Genomic DNA, 24384 nt, shown 5'->3' with positions numbered 1-24384 from the left:
CTTATCTATTATTTTTTCGCCAGCGATTTCTGCGCCCAGGCTTAATCTGAGCATCAGATTGAACTTCTTTCTTGGCATCAATTATTGGAAATAAACGAACTTCAGATGAGAAATAACGTCCTTGTACTCCATATATACCTAGTTCAACTAGAGCATCTAGCTCTTGTTTGCTTTCAACTCCAACTGCAATAATCCTCGTACGACTATTTTCAGCGGCTCCTAGCATGCTACGAATAAACAGTTGGTTTTCATGTCTTTGGTCTATTTTTGTCACCAAACTACGGTGCAGCTTGAGATAATGGATGTCCATCTCTTTTAGGTAATGCGTGCTCACAATCGTACGCCCCGCCTGACCAACGATTAGACGACAACCCAAACCAGACAGCATTTTAGCGACTGGCCGCATAAAATCTAAGTGTCTTACAAATTGCGCTTCAACAAACTCAAAACTGAGACACTTTCGGCTCTCTGTTGACAACTGTAGTAGTTCATCCCGTAACCACTTAAAATGTTCTCGCTGCCCAAAAGGGGGAACATTTAAATTGATGGTAAAATGCGTATCACTGTGGTTTTGTTGCTTATAATGCTGCAAAAACTGAGTCACGACAGCACGGTCCATTTGTGCCTCGTAACCAACCTGTCGAACAGCAGAGATAAACCGAGATGCCTTCACAATCCCATTCTCTGGATCCTGAATACGGCATGTTACCTCTTCGTGAAGCACTTTTTTATGCGACGAATCACTTATTGAAAAAGCAGATTGTGCGTAGAGTATCACATTTTCAGGCGTTAATGCTGCATCAAAAAGAGTACGCCACCTGACACTGCCTCGCACGTCCTCATAATGATTCAATTTCTTGAATCGACTCCAGTTATTGTTATTTTGTAATTGAGCGCTACGTAAAGCGGTCTCAGCTTCATCGATGATTTGGCTATGACGCTCACCTTCCTTGTACATAGTGATGCCAATATGGCACCAGTTATCGATGTCTAAAGGCGCAGGAGGTACTAACTTCTCGAGTTGACGAATACATTGAGATGCAAGATTGGCCACATCTTTAGCAGATTGATGCGGCAAAAACAAAGCAAAGTCAGCTTCATAGTAACGAGAAAAAACCACATCAGGAAAACGCTGAACCAGATTAGAGACTAAGCTCCCTACTTCGACAATGAAGTCATCGCTAGATTGCTTGTCTAGCTCTTCTTGAACCGATTTCCAATCTTGAATACGCAACAATAGAACGGCCCCTCTTGAACCACTTTCAAGCAATGCCGACTCAAGTTTACTGTCAAAAAGAACACGGTTTGCAGTACCTGTTAACTTATCAAGAAACGTCTGCGTACGAATGAAAGTATCGAATCGACTTCTTTCTTGGCGAGCATCTTGTAGTTCTTCAATCAAGACATCTAAGGCTTCGCTAGCAGTATACGGCCACTCTCGTTCATCACCTTTAGCATATTGCTCCACTCGTCCAGCTAGGATCATACGACCACGCTCTTCCAGCATCTCTGAACCAGCTAGCTGCTCTTTCAGCCATGCTACACCACGCAGCAAGCAAAAGATGATCAATACAACAGCTAAAGTGATAGACCATAGCGCTTGCATGGAGTAGCCATAACCTAAATAAGGAGGAACCACTTTAAAATGAATGACGTAGTTTTGGTTATGAGCTAATCGATAATCTTGTTCAAACAAGATCGAAGGGTCGACATGATGTGATGTATCTTTGAAACGATACACAACTGCATCATTCGCGAATAGAGTCATTTCAACGATGTTACTTGCCTGCAGCATCTTAGGCATCCAACGCTGCATAGAATAAGCCGCGTCAGGATCTTCCATCTCTTTGTCAACGACCTCGACAATCCCTTCTAAATAGTGATTGAGATACTCTTGTCCGAGTCGTTTGAAAGAGAGGGTGCCACCAACAAACAAGATAAACATTGCGCATATTACGATCATAGTGACAAAAGCCACCAGTCGTGTGCTTAGCTTTAGAGTAGGGGTATACCTCATGAATACCAAATTCCTTTTCTATTCACCATATACCTTATTGAATTACTTATACTTGATAACAAAACACTAAACAATCGGATTAATCTGATTGTGAGACGCTATAGCAAAATCACCATTTTACTATGCATTGAAGAACTAAAAATGCGATCTGATGCAGACGCTCTTCCAGGCAATAAAAAAGCCGCGATATTCGCGGCTCTTTACTAGACGTATTGCTTAGAACGGAATATCGTCATCAAAATCCATAGGCGGCTCATTGTATTGCTGCTGTGGTTGCTGCGGAGCCTGTTGTTGAGGTTGCTGCTGCGGAGCATTGTACTGCTGCTGAGCTGGTTGTTGAGGTTGACCCCAACCACCTTGTTGCTGTTGCTGACCACCACCCATCGGTGCGCCACCTTGAGCACGGCCGCCAAGCATTTGCATAACGCCGTTGAATCCTTGAACAACGACTTCTGTCGTGTAGCGGTCTTGACCACTTTGGTCTTGCCATTTACGCGTTTGAAGTTGGCCTTCGACGTAAACCTGTGAGCCTTTGCGCAGGTACTCACCTGCTACTTCAGCCAATTTGCCAAACAAAGCCACACGATGCCACTCTGTTTTTTCACGCTGTTCACCAGTCGCTTTGTCACGCCATGACTCTGAAGTTGCAATCGTGATGTTTGCTACCGCACCACCGTTAGGCATGTAACGAATTTCAGGGTCGTTACCAAGATTCCCCACCAAAATAACTTTGTTAATTCCACGGCTGGCCATGATGTGCTCCGTTTCACTCTGGATGTATTAAAAATTAAGCGCACTAGAATAACACGCTTTGCTGACTTGATTAAAGCCCAATTAGATTGTCAGTCATTCACCAAAAATCTGGAACTAAAATCTCTTTTCTTGAGTGAGGAGTAGCAAATGTGAATCACATTACATCATTCGTTTCTTTAGGCTTTGAAACTAAACGCAATTCTCTTCAAAGCCACTAGTCCATTTACAAATTTGATGTCACCGTTACTCCAATCATATTAATTGGAGTAACCTGCTCATGAGAAAATCTGCTTATGCGAGAAAACTCTTTCTTATCAGCTTAAAACACGATGAAAGCTCTCAGCTAACACAAATGAAGAAATATGCTGATATGGATATTCCTCTCATTGGTACTGATGACCTTATGGAAGCCAACCCTAAGCACCGCAACAAGATCTTACTCATTGATTTTGAAGAGCACAAAGACTTGATTCTTTCGATTAAGAATCTTCCATTAGTGTGGAAGAATTTTGAAACAATAATATTTAACGTTCCAAAACGCCTAACTACGGATGAGTTACTCTCGTTTGGCCAGCTGAAAGGATTGTTCTATAAAGAAGATAGCGCTGAAAATATCGCAGAGGGATTCAAAGAAATTATAAACGGCCAAAATTGGTTACCTAGGAATGTTACGAGCCAACTCTTGCACTACTACCGTAATGTCGTCAGCTCTCATACCACTCCAGCAACCGTTGACCTCACCATTCGCGAGTTACAAGTACTACGCTGTTTACAAGCGGGAGCTTCTAACTGCCAAATGGCAGAAGAACTATTTGTTAGTGAGTTCACAATAAAATCACACCTATATCAAATCTTCAAAAAACTATCCGTCAAAAATCGAGTACAAGCGATAGCATGGGCAGATCAAAATCTTCTGTCATGATTTACTCATTAAGGAGATTTTCGCACTTTAATCATGATTCTCCTCTCTCTCTCATGTTAAAGTGTCGCTCAGATTCTTAGTACACATAAGAAAGGATATAACCCCCAATGATTAAAAAGTGTCTGTTTCCTGCAGCTGGTTACGGTACTCGTTTCCTTCCAGCGACCAAGTCTATGCCTAAAGAAATGATGCCTGTAGTGAATAAACCACTGATTGAGTATGGCGTTGAAGAAGCCATCCAAGCAGGTATGAATGGTATGTGCATCGTTACTGGTCGTGGTAAGCACTCGATCATGGACCACTTCGATAAAAACTACGAACTAGAGCATCAGATCAGCGGCACCAACAAAGAAGAGTTGTTGGTTGATATCCGTGAAATCATTGACTCAGCAAACTTCACCTACATCCGCCAGCGCGAGATGAAAGGTCTAGGCCATGCGATCCTGACTGGTCGAGAGCTAGTAGGCGATGAACCATTTGCTGTTGTACTTGCTGACGACCTTTGTGTTAACGAGCAAGAAGGCGTATTAGCGCAGATGGTGGCGCTCTTCAAACAGTTCCGCTGCTCGATCGTTGCTGTTCAGGAAGTACCAGAAGAAGAAACCCACAAATACGGCGTTATCTCTGGTGAGATGATCAAAGATGACATCTACCGCGTTGATGACATGGTTGAGAAGCCAGAAAAAGGTACTGCACCAAGCAACCTAGCAATCATCGGTCGTTATATCCTAACTCCAGATATTTTCGAGCTAATCGAAAACACCGAACCAGGTAAAGGTGGCGAAATCCAAATTACTGACGCATTGCTCAAACAAGCAAAAGCGGGCTGTGTACTGGCATACAAGTTCAAAGGCCAACGTTTCGACTGCGGTAGTGTTGAAGGTTACATCGAAGCAACTAACTACTGCTTCGAAAACTTATACCTAAAAGATGAAAAGAAATCTGAACTAGGCAAGCACGCTACAAAGAAAGCAGTATAATCTACTCAAACATACTGATTCTAAAGCCCAGCGTAGTGCTGGGCTTTTATTTACTGTTTTTTTGTCCAGTATTTTCTTTGCACATTTATCACACTATGTAATACTTGCGTCACTTGGTTATACATAGAGCAAAAACGATGGATAAAATAGAAGTTCGTGGTGCCCGCACCCATAACCTCAAAGACATCAACCTCACTATCCCCCGCGATAAACTGATTGTCATTACTGGTTTGAGTGGTTCTGGTAAATCCTCTCTCGCATTCGATACTTTGTACGCGGAAGGTCAGAGACGATACGTAGAGTCGCTATCAGCTTACGCACGCCAATTTTTGTCTCTTATGGAAAAACCGGATGTTGACCACATCGAAGGTTTGTCTCCTGCGATCTCGATTGAGCAGAAATCAACATCACACAACCCACGTTCTACCGTTGGTACCATTACTGAGGTGTACGACTACCTCCGTCTGCTTTACGCACGCGTTGGCGAACCTCGTTGTCCAACACACCATACGCCTCTGGCAGCACAAACTATCAGCCAAATGGTCGATAAAGTCTTAGAGTTGCCAGAAGGCAGCAAAATGATGCTACTCGCTCCTATCGTGAAAGAGCGTAAAGGTGAGCACGTTAAGACGCTAGAGAACCTAGCTGCTCAAGGTTTCATCCGCGCACGCATCGATGGTGAAACTTGCGATCTTTCTGATCCACCGCCGCTAGAATTGCACAAGAAGCACACCATAGAAGTGGTTGTGGACCGCTTTAAAGTTCGCCCAGATTTGCAGCAACGTTTAGCTGAATCCTTCGAAACCACATTGGAGCTTTCTGGTGGTATCGCCGTTGTTGCTCCAATGGATGGCGATGGCGAAGAAGTGATCTTCTCTGCCAACTTTGCTTGTCCTATTTGCGGTTACAGCATGCAAGAGCTTGAGCCTCGTTTGTTCTCATTCAACAACCCAGCTGGTGCGTGTGGCACTTGTGATGGTTTGGGCGTGCAGCAATATTTCGATCCAAGTCGAGTTATTCAAGATGAAACGCTTAGCTTGGCACAAGGTGCGATTCGTGGTTGGGATCAAAAGAACTACTATTACTTCCAGATGCTGACAGCGCTGGCGGATCATTACGGTTTCGATCTTCATGCGCCATTTAATTCTCTGCCAAAGAAAACCCAAGACATCATTCTTAAAGGATCTGGGCGTACTGAAGTCGAGTTCAAGTACATTAACGACCGTGGTGACATTCGTGTTAAGCGTCATCCTTTCGAAGGGATCCTGAATACACTTGAGCGCCGTTACCGCGATACCGAATCTAACTCAGTACGTGAAGAACTTGCGAAATACATCTCTACTAAGTCTTGTTCAAGCTGTGGCGCTACTCGTCTTCGCCTAGAAGCTCGTAACGTCTTTATCGCCGATACGACACTACCGGAGATTGTTGAACTCAGCATCGCCGACGCATTGGAATTCTTCCACTCTTTGAAGCTCGAAGGTCAACGCGCCCAAATCGCTGAAAAAGTGATGAAGGAAATCAATGATCGCCTGCAGTTCTTGGTTAACGTAGGCTTGAACTACCTCAACTTATCGCGCAGTGCAGAAACCCTATCGGGTGGCGAAGCTCAACGTATTCGTTTAGCGAGCCAAATTGGTGCTGGTTTAGTGGGTGTCATGTACGTTCTGGATGAGCCATCAATTGGCCTCCACCAGCGTGATAACGAACGCCTATTGAAAACCCTGACCCACCTAAGAGATTTGGGTAACACAGTATTAGTGGTTGAGCACGATGAAGATGCGATTCGTTGTGCTGATCACGTGATCGATATCGGTCCAGGTGCAGGTGTACACGGTGGTAACGTGGTCGCTGAGGGTACGATGGACGAGATCATCGCCAATCCGAACTCACTGACTGGTCAGTACCTCAGTGGTGCGAAAGAGATTGCAGTACCAAAAGAGCGTACGCCACGCGATCCAAAGAAAACCGTTGAACTACTTGGTGCGACAGGTAACAACTTAAAGAATGTCGACCTTTCCGTTCCTGTTGGCTTGTTCAGCTGTATTACGGGGGTATCTGGTTCAGGTAAGTCGACTCTGATCAACGATACCTTCTTTAAGATCGCCCATACCCAGTTGAACGGTGCAACAACTGCGCACCCTTCACCATACAAAACAATCAAAGGGTTAGAGCACTTCGATAAAGTTATCGACATTGACCAAAGTCCTATCGGTCGTACGCCACGTTCAAACCCTGCCACTTACACAGGCATATTTACTCCGATTCGTGAACTTTTTGCGGGCACGCAAGAGTCACGCTCTCGCGGTTACAAGCCGGGGCGCTTTAGCTTTAACGTACGCGGTGGTCGCTGTGAGGCCTGTCAGGGCGATGGTGTAATCAAGGTGGAAATGCACTTCCTCCCTGACGTCTACGTTCCTTGTGATGTGTGTAAAGGTAAACGCTACAACCGCGAAACACTTGAAGTACGTTACAAAGGCAAGACCATTGATGAAGTACTGGAAATGACGGTAGAAGATGCACGCACTTTCTTCGATCCAGTACCTGCTATTGCTCGTAAGCTGCAAACTCTGATGGATGTAGGTTTGTCTTACATTCGTTTAGGTCAAGCAGCAACTACATTGTCAGGTGGTGAAGCTCAGCGTGTGAAACTGGCTAGAGAGCTGTCTAAACGTGATACCGGCAAAACCTTATACATTTTGGATGAGCCGACAACTGGTCTGCACTTCCACGATATCCAGCAGCTACTAACTGTACTGCACCGTCTGCGAGACCACGGAAATACTGTTGTCGTCATCGAACACAACCTCGATGTTATTAAGACGGCAGACTGGATTATCGACTTAGGTCCCGAAGGCGGACAGGGTGGTGGTGAAATCATCGCACAAGGAACGCCTGAAGATGTGTCTCAGATCGAAGGTTCACACACCGCTCGCTTCCTTAAGCCTATGTTGAAGTAAAAAAAACAGGTAAAGTAAAAGACCAGCCTTCGCTGGTCTTTTTTAATAGTAATGGCGTAATTTCATGGCAACGATACATGTAAGTGGCACAAAACTTTCTCCAAATAGAGTGAAAGCGCCTCTAAATCGCAAGTTTCTTATTTCTCTCACTGTTGTTTTTCTACTTGCGATGCATATATTTATGCCAAACCCTGGCGGCTCAGGGCTTGCCCTCTCTTTTAACGCCACAACTTGGATTGGTTTGAGTATCAGCCTTGGAATAGGCCTATATCATTTAGCAACCAATAGAGAAGTAAGATACTCAAAATTAACCATTGGCCTGCTATTTAGCGGTGTGATCATTTCCATACCAGTGCTTTTCCCCAATGCGAATATTGAACACTCTGCAAATCAGCTTATCGGTCTATGGACTGGGTTGATATTGTTCGTTTTGCTACAACAATTTAAATTCAGCAACAAGCACAAGCAGAGACTCTTGTGGTTCATCGTACTCGCGGTGCTCATTGAGTCACTGTTTGGTTTCATCCAGTTTTTAGTATTGCAACCCGGTAATATCTTTGGATATGACACAGTTGCTAATAGACCATATGGTATTTTCCAACAACCAAATGTAATGGCTAGCTTCCTAGTAACAGGGCTAGCGATTACAGGCTACCTTTTAGCAAGACAACCTTATAAGTATGAACGTAAGCTCAGTGATATTATTGTTTTGTACTTAGTCCCTATTTTGACTATACCGTTAGTTATCGTACTCGCATCTAGAACAGGATGGCTGAGTTGCATTTTTGTTTTGCTCTTGCTAATTCCATATCTATTCCGTTTTACCACTAAAAAACGACTAGTTTGCTGGCTATTTTCAATCCTGATTGGCCTTATGATTGGCACCACATTAGCCATCGTTAAAAATGAGAGCGGTAACAGACTCAGCCAAAAAGCGACAGCTTCCGATGACATAAGAAGTACGCTTTATAAGCAGGGGCTAGATATGCTGATTGAGAAGCCGTTTACTGGCTATGGGTATGGTAATTTTGAACCCTCATACATTCTGTATACAGCTAGGCAGCATGCATTAAATGAAAACTACCCTAGCGGTTTACCAGCTTTGGATCACCCACATAATGAGTTGCTATATTGGGGGATAGAAGGGGGATTACTGCCAATTATTGGCATTACACTGGCTGCTGGCTTGGTGCTTTTTCGTATCTACCATGCCAAAAGGGGAACTCGCCTGGCTATTCTTGCTTTGTTTATCCCTATTTTGATGCACTCACAGCTAGAGTATCCATTTTATCATTCCTTCATCCATTGGATAATCTTTGTTATTTTACTTTATTGGGTTGATCAGAGAGTCTCTCGATATCGAAAAGTCCATTTTAGTAAAATTACAAAAAGCCTACTGAGAGTCTGTAGCATAGTGATACCCGCTGCTATCAGCTTTTACATGTTAAGTGCATTGCACACCAACTATGTCTTAACCAAGTTTGAAACAACGCGCCCGACTAACCCGGACATCTTAAATCAGGTGACAAATCCTGTGGTTTGGAAAGATCGTTTCGATTGGGATGTATACAGTACTTTCTTAAACATCGGTTTATACAAGCAAGATCCAACCTTGATTCAGCCTTACATTGATTGGTCTTTGGAAATCATTAAAGACAAGCCACGCCCAGCATTTTACAACAACTTGATACTGGCATATCAAGGGTTGGATGACTCAAGCAAGGCAGAACAAATTCGCGCTGAGGCACAGTTCTTGTTCCCTAAAATTGATTTCAGTGGCGTCAACTATCAGCCACCTTCTCAAGCCATATCTGCTTCACCAACACCGACGTCAGGTGCTAAGCAATAAATACAAAAAAGCGAAGGAATAACCTTCGCTTTTCTTTATCTCATTACCGAGGCAGTTTATTCAGTCAAAGACTCTTCTAAAGCTCGCAAACACAAAGCAACATTTTCAGGTCGAGCACCATAGCCCATCAATCCAATTCGCCATGCTTTACCAGCCAGCGCACCAAGACCTGCACCAATCTCTAGGTTGTAGGTTTCAAGTAAGTGATTACGCACTTTTGCTTCATCAATTCCTTCAGGGACATAAATCGCATTCAATTGCGGTAGTCGATACTCCTCTTCTACCACAAATTCAAAGCCTAGTTTTTGCAGACCTGCTTTAAGCTTCTCGTGCATTAACTGGTGACGCGCCCATGCATTTTCTAAACCTTCATTTTTAAGGATAAGTAGAGCTTCATGCAGAGCATACAAGCTGTTCACCGGCGCTGTGTGGTGATAACTGCGCTTGCCTTCTCCGCTCCAGTAACCCAGCACTAAGCTTTGATCCAAGAACCAGCTTTGAACCGGTGTCGTCCTGGATTGAATCTTCTCAATAGCAGCTGGAGAAAGGGTGACTGGTGATAAGCCAGGAACACACGACAAACATTTTTGGCTGCCCGAATACACAGCATCTAACTGCCACTCATCAACTTTAAGGGGCACACCACCAAGTGAGGTTACAGCATCGACAATCGATAGCAAACCGTATTGCTTCGCCAGCTTACCCAAGGCTTGGGCGTCACTTACCGCGCCCGTCGATGTTTCTGCATGAACAAAAGCAAGAATCTTAGCATCAGGGTGCTGCTTTAACGCTTCTTCAACTTTATCGACCGATACGGGCGTTCCCCACTCATCATCGACGACAACCGCTTCCCCACCAGCACGAACCACGTTTTCACGCATACGCTCACCGAAAACACCATTGCGGCAGACGATGACTTTGTCGCCCTTTTCAATCAAGTTGACAAAGCACGTTTCCATGCCTGCACTGCCCGGCGCAGAGACTGCAATGGTAAATTCATTTTCCGTTTGGAAAGCGTATTTAAGCAGTTGTTTTAGCTCGTCCATCATGGCAATGAAAAGTGGGTCTAGGTGACCAACCGTTGGACGGCTAAGCGCTTGTAAAACTTGAGGTGAAATATCAGATGGACCAGGTCCCATTAAAATACGATGTGGGGGAATAAAGCTTTGGATCGGCATATCAGCTCCTTGATTGCAGTCATTCATCCTGAGCGTTATAAAAGTTCTATGTAAAATGCTGGCTCAGGCATCGGAGTTTTCACCCTAATAGATTTTTCCTCTATCGGCAATTAGCCCTAAGTATAGAGGTCAAACCACTGTCACAAATTCGTTAATAAAAACTTTCATAATGGTTGAGATATTGGTTGACAATGTGACAGCAAAACCGTTCAATGTTTAAGCTTTATGCAGAAGAGGAGCACTACCCAGGCAGGTGATTTGTGGAGCCGCAATTCCAATACCAATCACTCAGGGGGAGTAGTGCCGAGGTAAGTCAAAGTTGCAGGATTTGACTTGTCGGTTGACTTGGGTTGAGTCCCATCAACTGTCATCAGCGCCGTATGATGAAGAGCTTCTGAGGGTAAATTTTCAAATTACATTCTAACTACCTCTCTATTTGCTCTGTTCCTTTCCTCACCAAACATTGGATGTATTGGGCAACCAATTAATTGTTGTTATTTTTTCAGGAAGTCGTGGGAGAACGCAGTGAGCGCATTTAACGTAGCAAAATTCGGTGGAACCAGTGTTGCCAACTTTGAGGCAATGAGTCGTTGCTCCACTATCATAGAAAACAACCCAAATACTCGTCTTGTCGTCAGCAGCGCTTGCTCAGGTGTCACTAACTTATTGGTTGAGCTGGCAAATGGTGTTCAAGACCAAGAACATCGAGCAGAAGTACTTCAGAAACTAGCAGGCATCCACGAATCGATTCTGTCGCAGCTAGAAAACGCAACCGAAGCAGCAGCTGAGGTTTATTCGATTCTTGATACCGTCACGAGCTTGGCAGAGGCTGCTTCAATCCAAGCAAGCACCAAACTGACAGACCATTTAGTCGCTTGTGGTGAATTAATGTCGACTCATATTCTTACGCAACTAATGTGTGAGCGTGGTGTGAATGCAGTTCGTTTTGATATTCGCGACGTGCTAAAAACCGATGGTAATTTTGGTCGAGCTGAACCTAATGTCGAGACAATTTCGCAGCTAGCACAAGAAAAGTTAGTCCCACTTTGCCAAGAATACGTGGTTATCACCCAAGGTTTTATTGGCTCAGATGAAGAAGGTAATACCACCACGCTTGGTCGTGGCGGCAGTGACTACAGTGCAGCACTCATTGCAGAAGGTGTGAAAGCAGCAGGTCTAGAGATTTGGACTGACGTTCCGGGCATCTATACCACAGACCCACGTATCGCCTCAAAAGCAGCGCCAATCCCAGAGATCAGCTTTAGCGAAGCATCAGAGATGGCAAACTTCGGCGCAAAAATTCTGCACCCTTCAACACTGGTTCCGGCACTTCGTCACGACATCCCTGTATTCGTAGGCTCGTCTAAAGAACCGGAAAAAGGCGGCACATGGATCCGGCACCAAGTAGAGAGCTCACCTTTATTCCGAGCACTTGCTCTGCGCTGTAACCAAACCATGGTGACATTACGCAGTGCTAACATGTTCCACGCATACGGCTTCTTAGCGAAAGTATTTGAGATCCTAGCGAAGCACAAAATCTCTGTTGACCTGATCACCACATCTGAAATCAGTGTGTCACTCACTCTTGATCAAACAGACACGTCTGGCGGCGCTCCTCAATTACCACAAGCCGCGCGTGAAGAGCTTGAAGAGCTGTGTAAAGTAGAAGTGGAACAAGACCTATGCCTCGTCGCTCTGATTGGTAACAACATGAGTGAAAGCAAAGGCTACGCGAAACAAGTATTTGGTACGTTAGAAGACTTCAACCTACGTATGATCTGTTACGGAGCAAGCCCACATAACCTGTGCTTCCTTGTTCACGAGTCCGTATCTCGCCAAGCGATCCAAAAACTGCATACTGAATTGTTCGAGCAATAAGACTGCTTTCATTCACTAATAAACAAGGGCTGCGCATGGCAGCCCTTTTAGTTTCTATATGGTTTGGTTAACCGTTAATGTTGGGACCTAACCATTTTTCCGCTTCGATCCTATCCCAGCCTTTGCGATCAGCATAGCTTTGCAGCTGATCTTCTTGGATCTGAGCGATCGCAAAGTAACGAGAGTCAGGATGCGAGAAGTACCAACCCGATACAGATGCACCTGGGTACATCGCATAGCTCGATGTCAGTGACATACCAATATTTTCTTCAACATTCATAAGCTCCCAAAGCGGTCCTTTCTCAGTATGCTCTGGACATGCTGGATAGCCCGGAGCAGGACGAATGCCTTGGTATTTCTCACGAATCAGTTCTTCATTCGACAGAGCTTCGCTCGCAGCGTAACCCCAAATCTCTTTACGCACACGCTCATGTAGATACTCAGCAAATGCTTCCGCTAGACGGTCCGCTACCGCTTGAATCATGATGGCATTGTAATCATCACCTTGCGCTTTGTATTCGTCAGCAAGTTCACGCTCACCGATACCACCGGTTACAGCAAAAGCACCAACCCAATCATGCTTACCAGACTCTTTCGGGGCAACATAATCCGACAGGCAGTAGTTGAAGCCTTTTGGTTTCTCCGTCTGCTGACGCAAGTTATGCAGCACTTTCGCTACTTCTGTACGCGATTCGTCGGTGTAGACTTCGATATCATCACCCACGCTTGCTGCAGGGAACAGACCACACATGCCGCGCGCTTTGAGTAACCCTTCACGCTCAACACGATCTAGTAGTTCACTAGCATCTTTGTACAGGCGTTGAGCCTCTTCACCCACTTCTTCATGGTCAAAGATTGTTGGATACTTGCCGACTAACGACCAAGTCATAAAGAAAGGCGTCCAGTCGATGTACTTACGCAAAGTAGACACTTCAAAGTCATCAAAAATATGGATACCCGGCTTCGCAGGAGCAGGAGGTGTGTACTTATCCCAATCAATCGCGACTTTGTTCGCTCGTGCTTCTTCTAAAGTAACAGGCTTAGTGCGCGGCTTCTTACGGTTATGCTGATCACGCACGCGTTCATAGTCCACGTCCAGCTTCTCAACAAAGCCAGGACGAAGTTCGTCTGAAAGTAATGATGTACATACACCAACCGCACGAGAAGCGTTATTGACATAAACCACTGGATGTTTGTAGTTCTGCTCAATCTTAACCGCCGTATGCGCTTTGGATGTTGTTGCACCACCAATCAGAAGCGGAAGATCGAAATCAAGACGCTCCATTTCTTTCGCTACATGCACCATTTCATCGAGGGACGGAGTGATCAAACCAGAAAGACCAATAATGTCGACGTTTTCTTCTTTGGCTACCTTGAGGATCTTCTCACATGGCACCATGACGCCAAGATCGATGATCTCGTAGTTGTTACATTGCAGAACCACGCCAACAATGTTCTTACCGATATCGTGCACGTCACCTTTTACCGTAGCCAGTAAGATCTTACCGTTGGAAGAACCCGCTTGCTTCTCTTTATTAATAAAAGGCTCTAAGTGCGCTACAGCTTGCTTCATAACACGCGCAGATTTCACTACCTGAGGAAGGAACATCTTACCTTCACCAAATAAATCACCCACCACGTTCATGCCGTCCATCAATGGACCTTCAATGACTTCAAGTGGCTTAGAGGCATTAAGGCGAGCTTCTTCGGTATCTTCGACAATGAACTCAGTAATACCTTTAACAAGCGCATGCTCTAGACGCTTTTCTACCGCCCAAGTACGCCACTCTAGTGCAGAAGCATCTTCTTCTTTACCAACGCCTTTACCTGCGTATTCTGCTGCTATATCAAGTAACCGCTCGGTCGAATCATCACGACGGTTAAGAACCACATCTTCTACCGCTTCACGCAACTTATCTGGAACGTTATCGTAAATTTCCAACTGACCCGCATTAACGATGCCCATGTCCATACCATTTTTAAAACAGTGGTATAGGAACACCGCGTGAATCGCTTCTCGAACGTAATTATTACCGCGGAATGAGAAGGAAACGTTAGACACACCGCCGGAGATCATCGCGTGAGGCAAGTCGCGCTTAATGTCGGCAACCGCTTCGATGAAATCGACGGCGTAGTTGTTGTGCTCTTCGATCCCCGTAGCAACAGCAAAGATGTTCGGGTCAAAGATGATATCTTCTGGTGAGAAGCCGACTTCATCAACCAAGATACGATAAGCGTTAGTACATATTTCTAACTTCCGCTCACGTGTTTCTGCCTGACCAACTTCGTCAAACGCCATAACGATAACTGCAGCACCATAGCGACGAATCAGTTTTGCTTGCTCAACAAACTTCTCTTTACCTTCTTTCAAAGAGATGGAGTTCACGATGCCCTTGCCCTGAATACACTTCAGACCCGCCTCGATGACCTCCCATTTAGAAGAGTCGACCATGATTGGCACTTTGGAGATCTCAGGCTCAGACGCACATAGGTTTAGGAAGCGAACCATACACGCTTCTGCGTCCAACATACCTTCATCCATGTTGATATCGATGATCTGTGCACCGTTCTCCACTTGCTGACGAGCAACTTCCAGCGCTTCATCGTAGAGATCTTCTTTGATCAGACGCTTAAATCGAGCAGAACCAGTTACGTTAGTGCGCTCACCCACGTTGATAAACAACGTCTCTTTTTCAATCGTAAGAGGCTCGAGGCCGGATAAACGACAAGCAACCGTAAGCTCAGGCAAATCACGAGGTGTGACGCCTTCAACGGCCATTGCCATATGGCGAATATGCTCTGGCGTGGTACCACAACAGCCGCCAATTAGGTTGAGGAAACCACTCTCCGCCCACTCTTTAACGTGTTCCGCCATATCTTCAGGTGAAAGGTCATACTCACCAAACGCATTCGGTAGACCCGCATTTGGGTGAGTAGAGACAAAAGATTCCGAAATACGAGAAAGCTCTTCTACGTAAGGGCGTAGTTCGTCAGGACCAAGTGCACAGTTCAAACCAAATGAAATCGGGTTAACATGACGAAGAGAGTTATAGAAGGCTTCCGTAGTTTGACCTGAGAGGGTGCGTCCAGAAGCATCGGTAATGGTACCGGAGATCATAACTGGTAACTCGATACCTAATTCTTCGAAGACGCTATCAACCGCGAAGGCACAAGCTTTCGCGTTAAGCGTATCGAAGATGGTCTCGATCAGAATAAGATCAGAGCCACCTTTGATCAGCGCTCGAGTGGATTCTGAATAAGCCTCAACAAGCTCATCGAAGCTGACGTTACGATAGCCCGGATCGTTTACATCAGGGGAGATAGAACAAGTACGGTTTGTTGGACCAAGCACACCCGCAACATAACGTGGGCGCTCTGGCGTTTTTGCCGTCCACTCATCAGCGGCTTCACGGGCAAGCTTTGCAGCGGCAAAGTTGATTTCCTCACTCAGGCTTTCCATTTCATAGTCAGCCATCGCAATCGTCGTCGCGTTAAAGGTATTGGTCTCAAGAATATCAGCGCCAGCTTCTAAGTAAGCGCTGTGGATTTCCTTAATCAATTGAGGCTGAGTGAGCACCAACAAATCGTTGTTGCCTTTTAGATCACAATGCCAATCCGCAAAGCGTTCTCCTCGATAGTCCTGCTCTTCAAGTTTGTATCCCTGAATCATGGTGCCCATACCACCATCGATCAGCAAGATACGCTGCTTTAATTGAGCTTCAATCTGTTGTCTTACATTACTTCCCACAGTACAGCCTCATTCCTTTAGTTATCTCTCCATCCTATCACACAAATTAAAGGAGTCTAGACGTCTAAAATACGAATTGCTGATTATTTTGTCTCCATTCTTGCTTACCGTAATATCACGAAAAAATGTTTGCTATTTGCTCAACATCGTCCGAAAATTCCATTCATAAATTGTTACAAATAGAGAGCTCTATGTCGGTTTACCATACCTTATGCTTCTTATCTGCTGCAGCAATGATTATTGCCTTTGTAAACAGCAAGATAGGGAAAATGCAAACTACCATCGCTATTACCGCCGGTTCAATGGTACTTTCTCTCCTTATTTTGATAGCAGGTCAAAATGACTGGTTTCATCTCACAGAGATAGCTACTGAGACTGTTACGAAAATCAACTTCGAAGACTTTTTACTCAAGGGGATATTGGGGTTCCTCCTCTTTGCAGGAGGCTTGGGGATTAAGCTACCAAATCTCAAAGATCAAAAATGGGAGATTACGGTTCTTGCCTTGGGGGCAACGCTCTTCTCGACCTTTTTCATAGGTTTTGTTCTCTATGGCTTTTGCAGCCTGATCGGTATCCAATTTGATCTGATTTATTGTTTATTGTTTGGCGCACTTATTTCACCTACTGACCCAATCGCCGTGCTCGCGATTGTTAAGAAACTTGATGCTCCAAGACGAATTTCAACTCAGATTGAAGGGGAATCACTATTCAACGATGGCTTTGGCCTCGTCATATTTGTAACTCTATTTACTATTGCTTTTGGAACAGAAGCGCCTACCGTAGGAAGTGTAACTCTTCTGTTTATCCAAGAAGCCATTGGAGGGATCGTCTACGGCTTTGCGCTAGGACTATTATTCCACTACTTGATCAGTGCAACTGATGATCATTCAATGGAGCTATTGTTGACCATTGGTATCCCAACTGCTGGATACGCTTTTGCAGAGTACCTACATGTATCAGGTCCACTTGCGATGGTTGTATCGGGCATCATGATTGGTAACTGGACTCGCTTTATTGGTTTCTCTAAAGAGAGTGAAGATCATCTAGACCACTTTTGGGAACTTGTCGATGAATTCTTAAATGGTGTGTTATTCCTACTAATAGGTATGTCAATGCTGCTATTCGAGTTCCATAAAGAAGACTGGATCATGATGGCGATATCCGTACCATTAGTACTTGCAGCTCGATACTTAAGTGTATTTATCTCCTATATCGGATTTAAGCGATACCGAAAATATAACCCTTGGTCTATCAAGATTCTTACTTGGGGAGGCTTAAGGGGTGGATTGGCACTCGCAATGGCATTGTCTATACCATCTGGTTTTTGGGTGATTCCGGACAAGCTAATTGATGTAAAAGAGATCATCTTAGTTATGACCTACTCGGTTGTTGTATTCTCTATTCTTGTCCAAGGTTCGACAATCACACCTATGATAGAGAAAGCAAAGATGGCAGAGCGATTACTTGAAGAAGAATCGAATAAAACAAAAGATTCTGAAATATCTCAAGAGTGACCACTTGTCCCATCAGACTTTATGGCAGCCAATAGGCTGCCTTTTTTTATGTCTACATGCGGAAAACCTATGCTTAATTCGATTTATTACATATGAGCTTTAAACACCACTTGAAAATATCAAGTTGAGCCAAAAACGTGCAGCAGCGGTTAATTAGAATCAATAAGATTAGTACAAGAGTATCTACTTTTATTACAAGTAATCAAAGACATCGTACATTACCTATCGAAGGTAGCGATTCAAAGCTAAGCTGATGAAGTGAAGGAAGCGGCTAGCTTTACACAAATAGCCTCACTAACTAAGTCTGCCCAGTTGATGAGAGGGTTTACGTGTACAGGGATAACTTCGAGGCACAACTTAAGGCTTTGCCTAAATAAGTGGTAGACGACCGGGATTGAGGTTAACGGGCAAAACTTTTTCAGGACTCATCCCCTCGCTTTGCTTTAAAACGAAGAAAGCCAGTCCGAAGACTGGGTTTCTAAATATGTGGCAGAGCGGCTGGACTTGCACTCAATTGGACTCGCACACAAGCGGGGCTCGTTGGTCGTAGACCAAAATAATAGCGCAAACGAAAAAGCCCTAGCATTTCTGCTAGGGCTTTGTCTGAATAAGTGGCGGAGCGGACGGGACTCGAACCCGCGACCCCCGGCGTGACAGGCCGGTATTCTAACCAACTGAACTACCGCTCCGCATTGGTCAGACTTTGAAGTCTAAATAAGAACCTGGCGATGTTCTACTCTCACATGGGGAAGCCCCACACTACCATCGACGCTACTTCGTTTCACTTCTGAGTTCGGAATGGAAATCAGGTGGGTCCAAAGCGCTATGGTCGCCAAGCAAAATTCTGATTATAAATGGTGCTGATACCCAGACTCGAACTGGGGACCTCATCCTTACCAAGGATGCGCTCTACCACCTGAGCTATATCAGCATCAAGATGTCCCTTTAGGACTAAAAAAGCCCGTTTTTACAAACGGGCTCTCTTAACTAGTGTCTTCACCTTTAAAAAGGTAAAAACTAAATTTAAAGCCTGGCGATGTCCTACTCTCACATGGGGAAGCCCCACACTACCATCGGCGCTAATTCGTTTCACTTCTGAGTTCGGAATGGAAATCAGGTGGGTCCAAATCGCTATGGTCGCCAAGCAAATTCTTTAATTCGGAAAGCTGTTTTCAGTTCTTAACACATTCAATGTTCTTACATTGAGTCCATCAAAACCCCTTGGGTGTTGTATGGTTAAGCCTCACGGGCAATTAGTACAGGTTAGCTCAACGCCTCACAACGCTTACACACCCTGCCTATCAACGTTCTAGTCTCGAACAACCCTTTAGGATACTTAAAGTATCAGGGAAGACTCATCTCAGGGCTCGCTTCCCGCTTAGATGCTTTCAGCGGTTATCGATTCCGAACTTAGCTACCGGGCAATGCGTCTGGCGACACAACCCGAACACCAGAGGTTCGTCCACTCCGGTCCTCTCGTACTAGGAGCAGCCCCCTTCAATCTTCCAACGCCCACGGCAGATAGGGACCGAACTGTCTCACGACGTTCTAAACCCAGCTCGCGTACCACTTTAAATGGCGAACAGCCATACCCTTGGGACCGACTTCAGCCCCAGGATGTGATGAGCCGACATCGAGGTGCCAAACACCGCCGTCGATATGAACTCTTGGGCGGTATCAGCCTGTTATCCCCGGAGTACCTTTTATCCGTTGAGCGATGGCCCTTCCATTCAGAACCACCGGATCACTATGACCTGCTTTCGCACCTGCTCGAATTGTCATTCTCGCAGTCAAGCGGGCTTATGCCATTGCACTAACCTCACGATGTCCAACCGTGATTAGCCCACCTTCGTGCTCCTCCGTTACGCTTTGGGAGGAGACCGCCCCAGTCAAACTACCCACCAGGCACTGTCCGTAACCCCGATAAGGGGTCGACGTTAGAACATCAACACTACAAGGGTGGTATTTCAAGGACGGCTCCACCAACACTGGCGTGCTGGTTTCAAAGCCTCCCACCTATCCTACACATGTAGGGTCAATGTTCAGTGCCAAGCTGTAGTAAAGGTTCACGGGGTCTTTCCGTCTAGCCGCGGGTACACTGCATCTTCACAGCGATTTCAATTTCACTGAGTCTCGGGTGGAGACAGCGTGGCCATCATTACGCCATTCGTGCAGGTCGGAACTTACCCGACAAGGAATTTCGCTACCTTAGGACCGTTATAGTTACGGCCGCCGTTTACCGGGGCTTCGATCAAGAGCTTCGACCGAAGTCTAACCCCATCAATTAACCTTCCGGCACCGGGCAGGCGTCACACCGTATACGTCATCTTACGATTTTGCACAGTGCTGTGTTTTTAATAAACAGTTGCAGCCACCTGGTATCTGCGACTCTCAATAGCTCCATCCGCAAGGGACTTCACCGTCGAGAGCGTACCTTCTCCCGAAGTTACGGTACCATTTTGCCTAGTTCCTTCACCCGAGTTCTCTCAAGCGCCTTGGTATTCTCTACCCGACCACCTGTGTCGGTTTGGGGTACGATTCCTTACAATCTGAAGCTTAGAGGCTTTTCCTGGAAGCATGGCATCAATGACTTCACTACCGTAGTAGCTCGACGTCGTGTCTCAGCCTTAGAAAGAGCCGGATTTACCTAACTCTTAAGCCTACGCACTTGAACCTGGACAACCGTCGCCAGGCCCACCTAGCCTTCTCCGTCCCCCCATCGCAATTGTAAGAAGTACGGGAATATTAACCCGTTTCCCATCGACTACGCCTTTCGGCCTCGCCTTAGGGGTCGACTTACCCTGCCCCGATTAACGTTGGACAGGAACCCTTGGTCTTCCGGCGAGGAGGTTTTTCACCCCCTTTATCGTTACTCATGTCAGCATTCGCACTTCTGATACCTCCAGCAAGCTTTACAACTCACCTTCAACGGCTTACAGAACGCTCCCCTACCCAATGAAGTAAACTTCATTGCCGCAGCTTCGGTTTATAGCTTAGCCCCGTTACATCTTCCGCGCAGGCCGACTCGACTAGTGAGCTATTACGCTTTCTTTAAATGATGGCTGCTTCTAAGCCAACATCCTAGCTGTCTAAGCCTTCCCACATCGTTTCCCACTTAGCTATAATTTGGGACCTTAGCTGGCGGTCTGGGTTGTTTCCCTCTCCACGACGGACGTTAGCACCCGCCGTGTGTCTCCCGGATAGTACTTACTGGTATTCGGAGTTTGCAAAGGGTTGGTAAGTCGGGATGACCCCCTAGCCTTAACAGTGCTCTACCCCCAGTAGTATTCGTCCGAGGCGCTACCTAAATAGCTTTCGGGGAGAACCAGCTATCTCCAGGTTTGATTGGCCTTTCACCCCTAGCCACAAGTCATCCGCTAATTTTTCAACATTAGTCGGTTCGGTCCTCCAGTTGATGTTACTCAACCTTCAACCTGCCCATGGCTAGATCACCTGGTTTCGGGTCTATATCCAGAGACTGAACGCCCAGTTAAGACTCGGTTTCCCTACGGCTCCCCTAGATGGTTAACCTTGCCACTGAATATAAGTCGCTGACCCATTATACAAAAGGTACGCAGTCACACCACGAAGGTGCTCCTACTGCTTGTACGTACACGGTTTCAGGTTCTATTTCACTCCCCTCACAGGGGTTCTTTTCGCCTTTCCCTCACGGTACTGGTTCACTATCGGTCAGTCAGTAGTATTTAGCCTTGGAGGATGGTCCCCCCATATTCAGACAGGATATCACGTGTCCCGCCCTACTCGATTTCACTGAATGTGCGTTGTCAACTACGGGGCTATCACCCTGTATCGCCGGACTTTCCAGACCGTTCGTCTAACGCATATAAAGCTTAAGGGCTAGTCCAATTTCGCTCGCCGCTACTTTCGGAATCTCGGTTGATTTCTTTTCCTCGGGGTACTTAGATGTTTCAGTTCCCCCGGTTCGCCTCCTGTTGCTATGTATTCACAACAGGATACTTGCTTATGCAAGTGGGTTTCCCCATTCGGAAATCCCAGACTCAAATGGTTTTTACTACCTAATCTGGGCTTATCGCAAGTTAATACGTCCTTCATCGCCTCTGACTGCCAAGGCATCCACCGTGTACGCTTAGTCACTTAACCATACAACCCGAAGGAGTTTCGAGTTGATGAACAAGTCACCAAAGTTGTCTGCAATTTTTATACATGATGCAGACTCGATTTTGCCGGACTCAAATTCCAAGAACACTTGAATGTGTTGTATTGGTGTTTGTCATAAAGACAAACATTGAGAACTTTACAATCAACAATAAATTGTTGATTTGTCAGCTTTCCAAATTGTTAAAGAGCTAATCACTTCTAATGAAGTAACCATTTTTAAAAACTCTCAAGAGAGAATGTTTAAAGATGGTATCCCGTAGGGGAGTCGAACCCCTGTTACCGCCGTGAAAGGGCGGTGTCCTAGGCCTCTAGACGAACGGGACACTGGATTGAAGATATTGGGATATCTTCGTCTCTTTTACTTATAAACCGTATCAATCTGTGTGGACACTCATCGTGAATAATCATCGTATAAGGAGGTGATCCAGCGCCAGGTTCCCCTAGCGCTACCTTGTTACGACTTCACCCCAGTCATGAACCACAAAGTGGTAAGCGTCCTCCCGAAGGTTAAACTACCTACTTCTTTTGCAGCCCACTCCCATGGTGTGACGGGCGGTGTGTACAAGGCCCGGGAACGTATTCACCGTGGCATTCTGATCCACGATTACTAGCGATTCCGACTTCACGGAGTCGAGTTGCAGACTCCGATCCGGACTACGACGCACTTTTTGGGATTCGCTCACTCTCGCAAGTTGGCTGCCCTCTGTATGCGCCATTGTAGCACGTGTGTAGCCCTACTCGTAAGGGCCATGATGACTTGACGTCGTCCCCACCTTCCTCCGGTTTATCACCGGCAGTCTCCCTGGAGTTCCCGACATTACTCGCTGGCAAACAAGGATAAGGGTTGCGCTCGTTGCGGGACTTAACCCAACATTTCACAACACGAGCTGACGACAGCCATGCAGCACCTGTCTCAGAGTTCCCGAAGGCACCAATCCATCTCTGGAAAGTTCTCTGGATGTCAAGAGTAGGTAAGGTTCTTCGCGTTGCATCGAATTAAACCACATGCTCCACCGCTTGTGCGGGCCCCCGTCAATTCATTTGAGTTTTAATCTTGCGACCGTACTCCCCAGGCGGTCTACTTAACGCGTTAGCTCCGAAAGCCACGGCTCAAGGCCACAACCTCCAAGTAGACATCGTTTACGGCGTGGACTACCAGGGTATCTAATCCTGTTTGCTCCCCACGCTTTCGCATCTGAGTGTCAGTATCTGTCCAGGGGGCCGCCTTCGCCACCGGTATTCCTTCAGATCTCTACGCATTTCACCGCTACACCTGAAATTCTACCCCCCTCTACAGTACTCTAGTCTGCCAGTTTCAAATGCAATTCCGAGGTTGAGCCCCGGGCTTTCACATCTGACTTAACAAACCACCTGCATGCGCTTTACGCCCAGTAATTCCGATTAACGCTCGCACCCTCCGTATTACCGCGGCTGCTGGCACGGAGTTAGCCGGTGCTTCTTCTGTCGCTAACGTCAAATAATGCAGCTATTAACTACACTACCTTCCTCACGACTGAAAGTGCTTTACAACCCGAAGGCCTTCTTCACACACGCGGCATGGCTGCATCAGGCTTGCGCCCATTGTGCAATATTCCCCACTGCTGCCTCCCGTAGGAGTCTGGACCGTGTCTCAGTTCCAGTGTGGCTGATCATCCTCTCAGACCAGCTAGGGATCGTCGCCTTGGTGAGCCATTACCTCACCAACTAGCTAATCCCACCTAGGCATATCCTGACGCGAGAGGCCCGAAGGTCCCCCTCTTTGGCCCGTAGGCATTATGCGGTATTAGCCATCGTTTCCAATGGTTATCCCCCACATCAGGGCAATTTCCTAGGCATTACTCACCCGTCCGCCGCTCGACGCCGTTATCGTCCCCCGAAGGTTCAGATAACTCGTTTCCGCTCGACTTGCATGTGTTAGGCCTGCCGCCAGCGTTCAATCTGAGCCATGATCAAACTCTTCAATTTAAGATTTTGTCGGCTCAATGAATACTGAACATTACATAAGTAATGTTTGAATTGACTGTGCTGAGTCTTTCGACTCAATGGTCACTTCGTATCATTGAAACCTAATTTGAAACCGAAGTTTCTAATTGGATTATCATCAACGAGTGCCCACACAGATTGATAGGTCTATATTGTTAAAGAGCTTGGCTTTCAACATGTTAGTGTCTTAGCGAGGTGCGTATAATACGCTTCCCACTTTGAAAGTCAACATAAAACTCTAAAATAATTTAGAACTTTATGGTGACTTGCTTATTAAATAAGCAAGTGCGAAATAAAGCCTGGCGATGTCCTACTCTCACATGGGGAAGCCCCACACTACCATCGGCGCTAATTCGTTTCACTTCTGAGTTCGGAATGGAAATCAGGTGGGTCCAAATCGCTATGGTCGCCAAGCAAATTCTTTAATTCGGAAAGCTGTTTTCAGTTCTTAACACATTCAAT

10 protein-coding genes, 3 tRNA genes, 5 rRNA genes and 1 riboswitch are annotated in these 24384 nt (G+C 45.9%); of the genes, 6 read left to right on the top strand and 12 right to left on the bottom strand.

All coding sequences use genetic code 11. The annotated features are described in order from the left end of the window. Nucleotide 1: 1 nt before the first annotated feature. Nucleotides 2-2017 carry an RNase E specificity factor CsrD gene (gene csrD / locus BSZ04_RS09960; RefSeq protein WP_088880319.1) on the bottom strand — a complete coding sequence of 672 codons (2016 nt, stop codon included), beginning with the start codon at nucleotides 2015-2017 and terminating at the stop codon, nucleotides 2-4. A gap of 216 nt (nucleotides 2018-2233) precedes the next feature. Next, nucleotides 2234-2770, bottom strand: coding sequence for a single-stranded DNA-binding protein (locus tag BSZ04_RS09955; protein ID WP_088880318.1), 537 nt, complete (start codon nucleotides 2768-2770; stop codon nucleotides 2234-2236). Between the two features lie 277 nt (nucleotides 2771-3047). Here BSZ04_RS09955 and BSZ04_RS09950 point away from each other — a divergent pair, with 277 nt between their 5' ends. The 4 genes from BSZ04_RS09950 to BSZ04_RS09935 all read left to right on the top strand — a co-directional run bounded on the left by BSZ04_RS09950 (nucleotide 3048) and on the right by BSZ04_RS09935 (nucleotide 9481). Continuing rightward, nucleotides 3048-3692, top strand: coding sequence for a LuxR C-terminal-related transcriptional regulator (locus tag BSZ04_RS09950; protein WP_088880317.1), 645 nt, complete (start codon nucleotides 3048-3050; stop codon nucleotides 3690-3692). Nucleotides 3693-3799: 107 nt separating this feature from the next. After that, complete coding sequence (gene galU, locus BSZ04_RS09945; RefSeq protein WP_088880316.1) at nucleotides 3800-4672, top strand: UTP--glucose-1-phosphate uridylyltransferase GalU; 873 nt, start codon at nucleotides 3800-3802, stop codon at nucleotides 4670-4672. 137 nt (nucleotides 4673-4809) lie between these two features. Further along, a complete protein-coding gene (gene uvrA / locus BSZ04_RS09940; RefSeq protein WP_088880315.1) occupies nucleotides 4810-7632 on the top strand; it encodes an excinuclease ABC subunit UvrA in 2823 nt (940 codons plus the stop codon). Nucleotides 7633-7696: 64 nt separating this feature from the next. After that, entirely contained in the window at nucleotides 7697-9481 is a 1785-nt protein-coding gene (locus BSZ04_RS09935) for a PglL family O-oligosaccharyltransferase (RefSeq protein ID WP_088880314.1), read from the top strand. A gap of 56 nt (nucleotides 9482-9537) precedes the next feature. Here BSZ04_RS09935 and BSZ04_RS09930 read toward each other — a convergent pair whose 3' ends face one another. Next, entirely contained in the window at nucleotides 9538-10659 is a 1122-nt protein-coding gene (locus BSZ04_RS09930) for a pyridoxal-phosphate-dependent aminotransferase family protein (protein ID WP_088880313.1), read from the bottom strand. A 223-nt stretch (nucleotides 10660-10882) separates the two neighbouring features. Next, nucleotides 10883-11061, top strand: a riboswitch (Lysine riboswitch). 123 nt (nucleotides 11062-11184) lie between these two features. On the opposite strand from BSZ04_RS09930, the gene lysC reads away from it, so the two are divergent. Then, complete coding sequence (gene lysC, locus BSZ04_RS09920) at nucleotides 11185-12537, top strand: lysine-sensitive aspartokinase 3 (protein ID WP_088880312.1); 1353 nt, start codon at nucleotides 11185-11187, stop codon at nucleotides 12535-12537. Between the two features lie 67 nt (nucleotides 12538-12604). Here the strand turns inward: lysC and metH are convergent, their stop codons facing one another. Next, nucleotides 12605-16285: a methionine synthase gene (gene metH, locus BSZ04_RS09915; protein WP_088880311.1), complete on the bottom strand. Its 3681-nt coding sequence runs from the start codon at nucleotides 16283-16285 to the stop codon at nucleotides 12605-12607. Nucleotides 16286-16476: 191 nt separating this feature from the next. Here metH and BSZ04_RS09910 point away from each other — a divergent pair, with 191 nt between their 5' ends. Then, entirely contained in the window at nucleotides 16477-17799 is a 1323-nt protein-coding gene (locus BSZ04_RS09910; RefSeq protein WP_010450518.1) for a cation:proton antiporter, read from the top strand. Between the two features lie 612 nt (nucleotides 17800-18411). Here BSZ04_RS09910 and BSZ04_RS09905 read toward each other — a convergent pair. The 8 genes from BSZ04_RS09905 to rrf (BSZ04_RS09870) all read right to left on the bottom strand — a co-directional run bounded on the left by BSZ04_RS09905 (nucleotide 18412) and on the right by rrf (BSZ04_RS09870) (nucleotide 24336). Then, nucleotides 18412-18488, bottom strand: a tRNA-Asp gene (locus tag BSZ04_RS09905). Between the two features lie 31 nt (nucleotides 18489-18519). Continuing rightward, nucleotides 18520-18636: ribosomal RNA gene (gene rrf / locus BSZ04_RS09900) — 5S ribosomal RNA — on the bottom strand. An 18-nt stretch (nucleotides 18637-18654) separates the two neighbouring features. After that, nucleotides 18655-18730: transfer RNA gene (locus tag BSZ04_RS09895), tRNA-Thr, on the bottom strand. A gap of 97 nt (nucleotides 18731-18827) precedes the next feature. Further along, nucleotides 18828-18944: ribosomal RNA gene (rrf, locus tag BSZ04_RS09890) — 5S ribosomal RNA — on the bottom strand. Nucleotides 18945-19031: 87 nt separating this feature from the next. After that, nucleotides 19032-21921, bottom strand: a 23S ribosomal RNA gene (locus BSZ04_RS09885). Between the two features lie 265 nt (nucleotides 21922-22186). After that, nucleotides 22187-22262 (bottom strand) — tRNA-Glu (locus BSZ04_RS09880). An 89-nt stretch (nucleotides 22263-22351) separates the two neighbouring features. Beyond that, nucleotides 22352-23904, bottom strand: a 16S ribosomal RNA gene (locus tag BSZ04_RS09875). A 315-nt stretch (nucleotides 23905-24219) separates the two neighbouring features. Further along, nucleotides 24220-24336, bottom strand: a 5S ribosomal RNA gene (gene rrf / locus BSZ04_RS09870). The 16S, 23S and 5S rRNA genes sit together here with 3 tRNA genes alongside, the layout of an rRNA operon. Nucleotides 24337-24384: the final 48 nt, after the last annotated feature.

The sequence above is a fragment of the Vibrio rotiferianus genome (assembly GCF_002214395.1).
Lineage (GTDB): Bacteria > Pseudomonadota > Gammaproteobacteria > Enterobacterales > Vibrionaceae > Vibrio > Vibrio rotiferianus.
Note: the sequence above shows the minus strand (reverse complement) of the source record. Positions and strands in the feature narration are given on the sequence as shown.

Excerpts from the sequence above, each read along its gene's own strand:
- BSZ04_RS09910 (WP_010450518.1), top strand. The coding sequence starts at position 16,477 with ATGTCGGTTTACCATACCTTATGCTTCTTATCTGCTGCAGCAATGATT.
- BSZ04_RS09955 (WP_088880318.1), bottom strand. The coding sequence starts at position 2,770 with ATGGCCAGCCGTGGAATTAACAAAGTTATTTTGGTGGGGAATCTTGGT.
- BSZ04_RS09950 (WP_088880317.1), top strand. The coding sequence starts at position 3,048 with ATGAGAAAATCTGCTTATGCGAGAAAACTCTTTCTTATCAGCTTAAAA.
- csrD (WP_088880319.1), bottom strand. The coding sequence starts at position 2,017 with ATGAGGTATACCCCTACTCTAAAGCTAAGCACACGACTGGTGGCTTTT.
- uvrA (WP_088880315.1), top strand. The coding sequence starts at position 4,810 with ATGGATAAAATAGAAGTTCGTGGTGCCCGCACCCATAACCTCAAAGAC.
- galU (WP_088880316.1), top strand. The coding sequence starts at position 3,800 with ATGATTAAAAAGTGTCTGTTTCCTGCAGCTGGTTACGGTACTCGTTTC.
- BSZ04_RS09935 (WP_088880314.1), top strand. The coding sequence starts at position 7,697 with ATGGCAACGATACATGTAAGTGGCACAAAACTTTCTCCAAATAGAGTG.
- BSZ04_RS09930 (WP_088880313.1), bottom strand. The coding sequence starts at position 10,659 with ATGCCGATCCAAAGCTTTATTCCCCCACATCGTATTTTAATGGGACCT.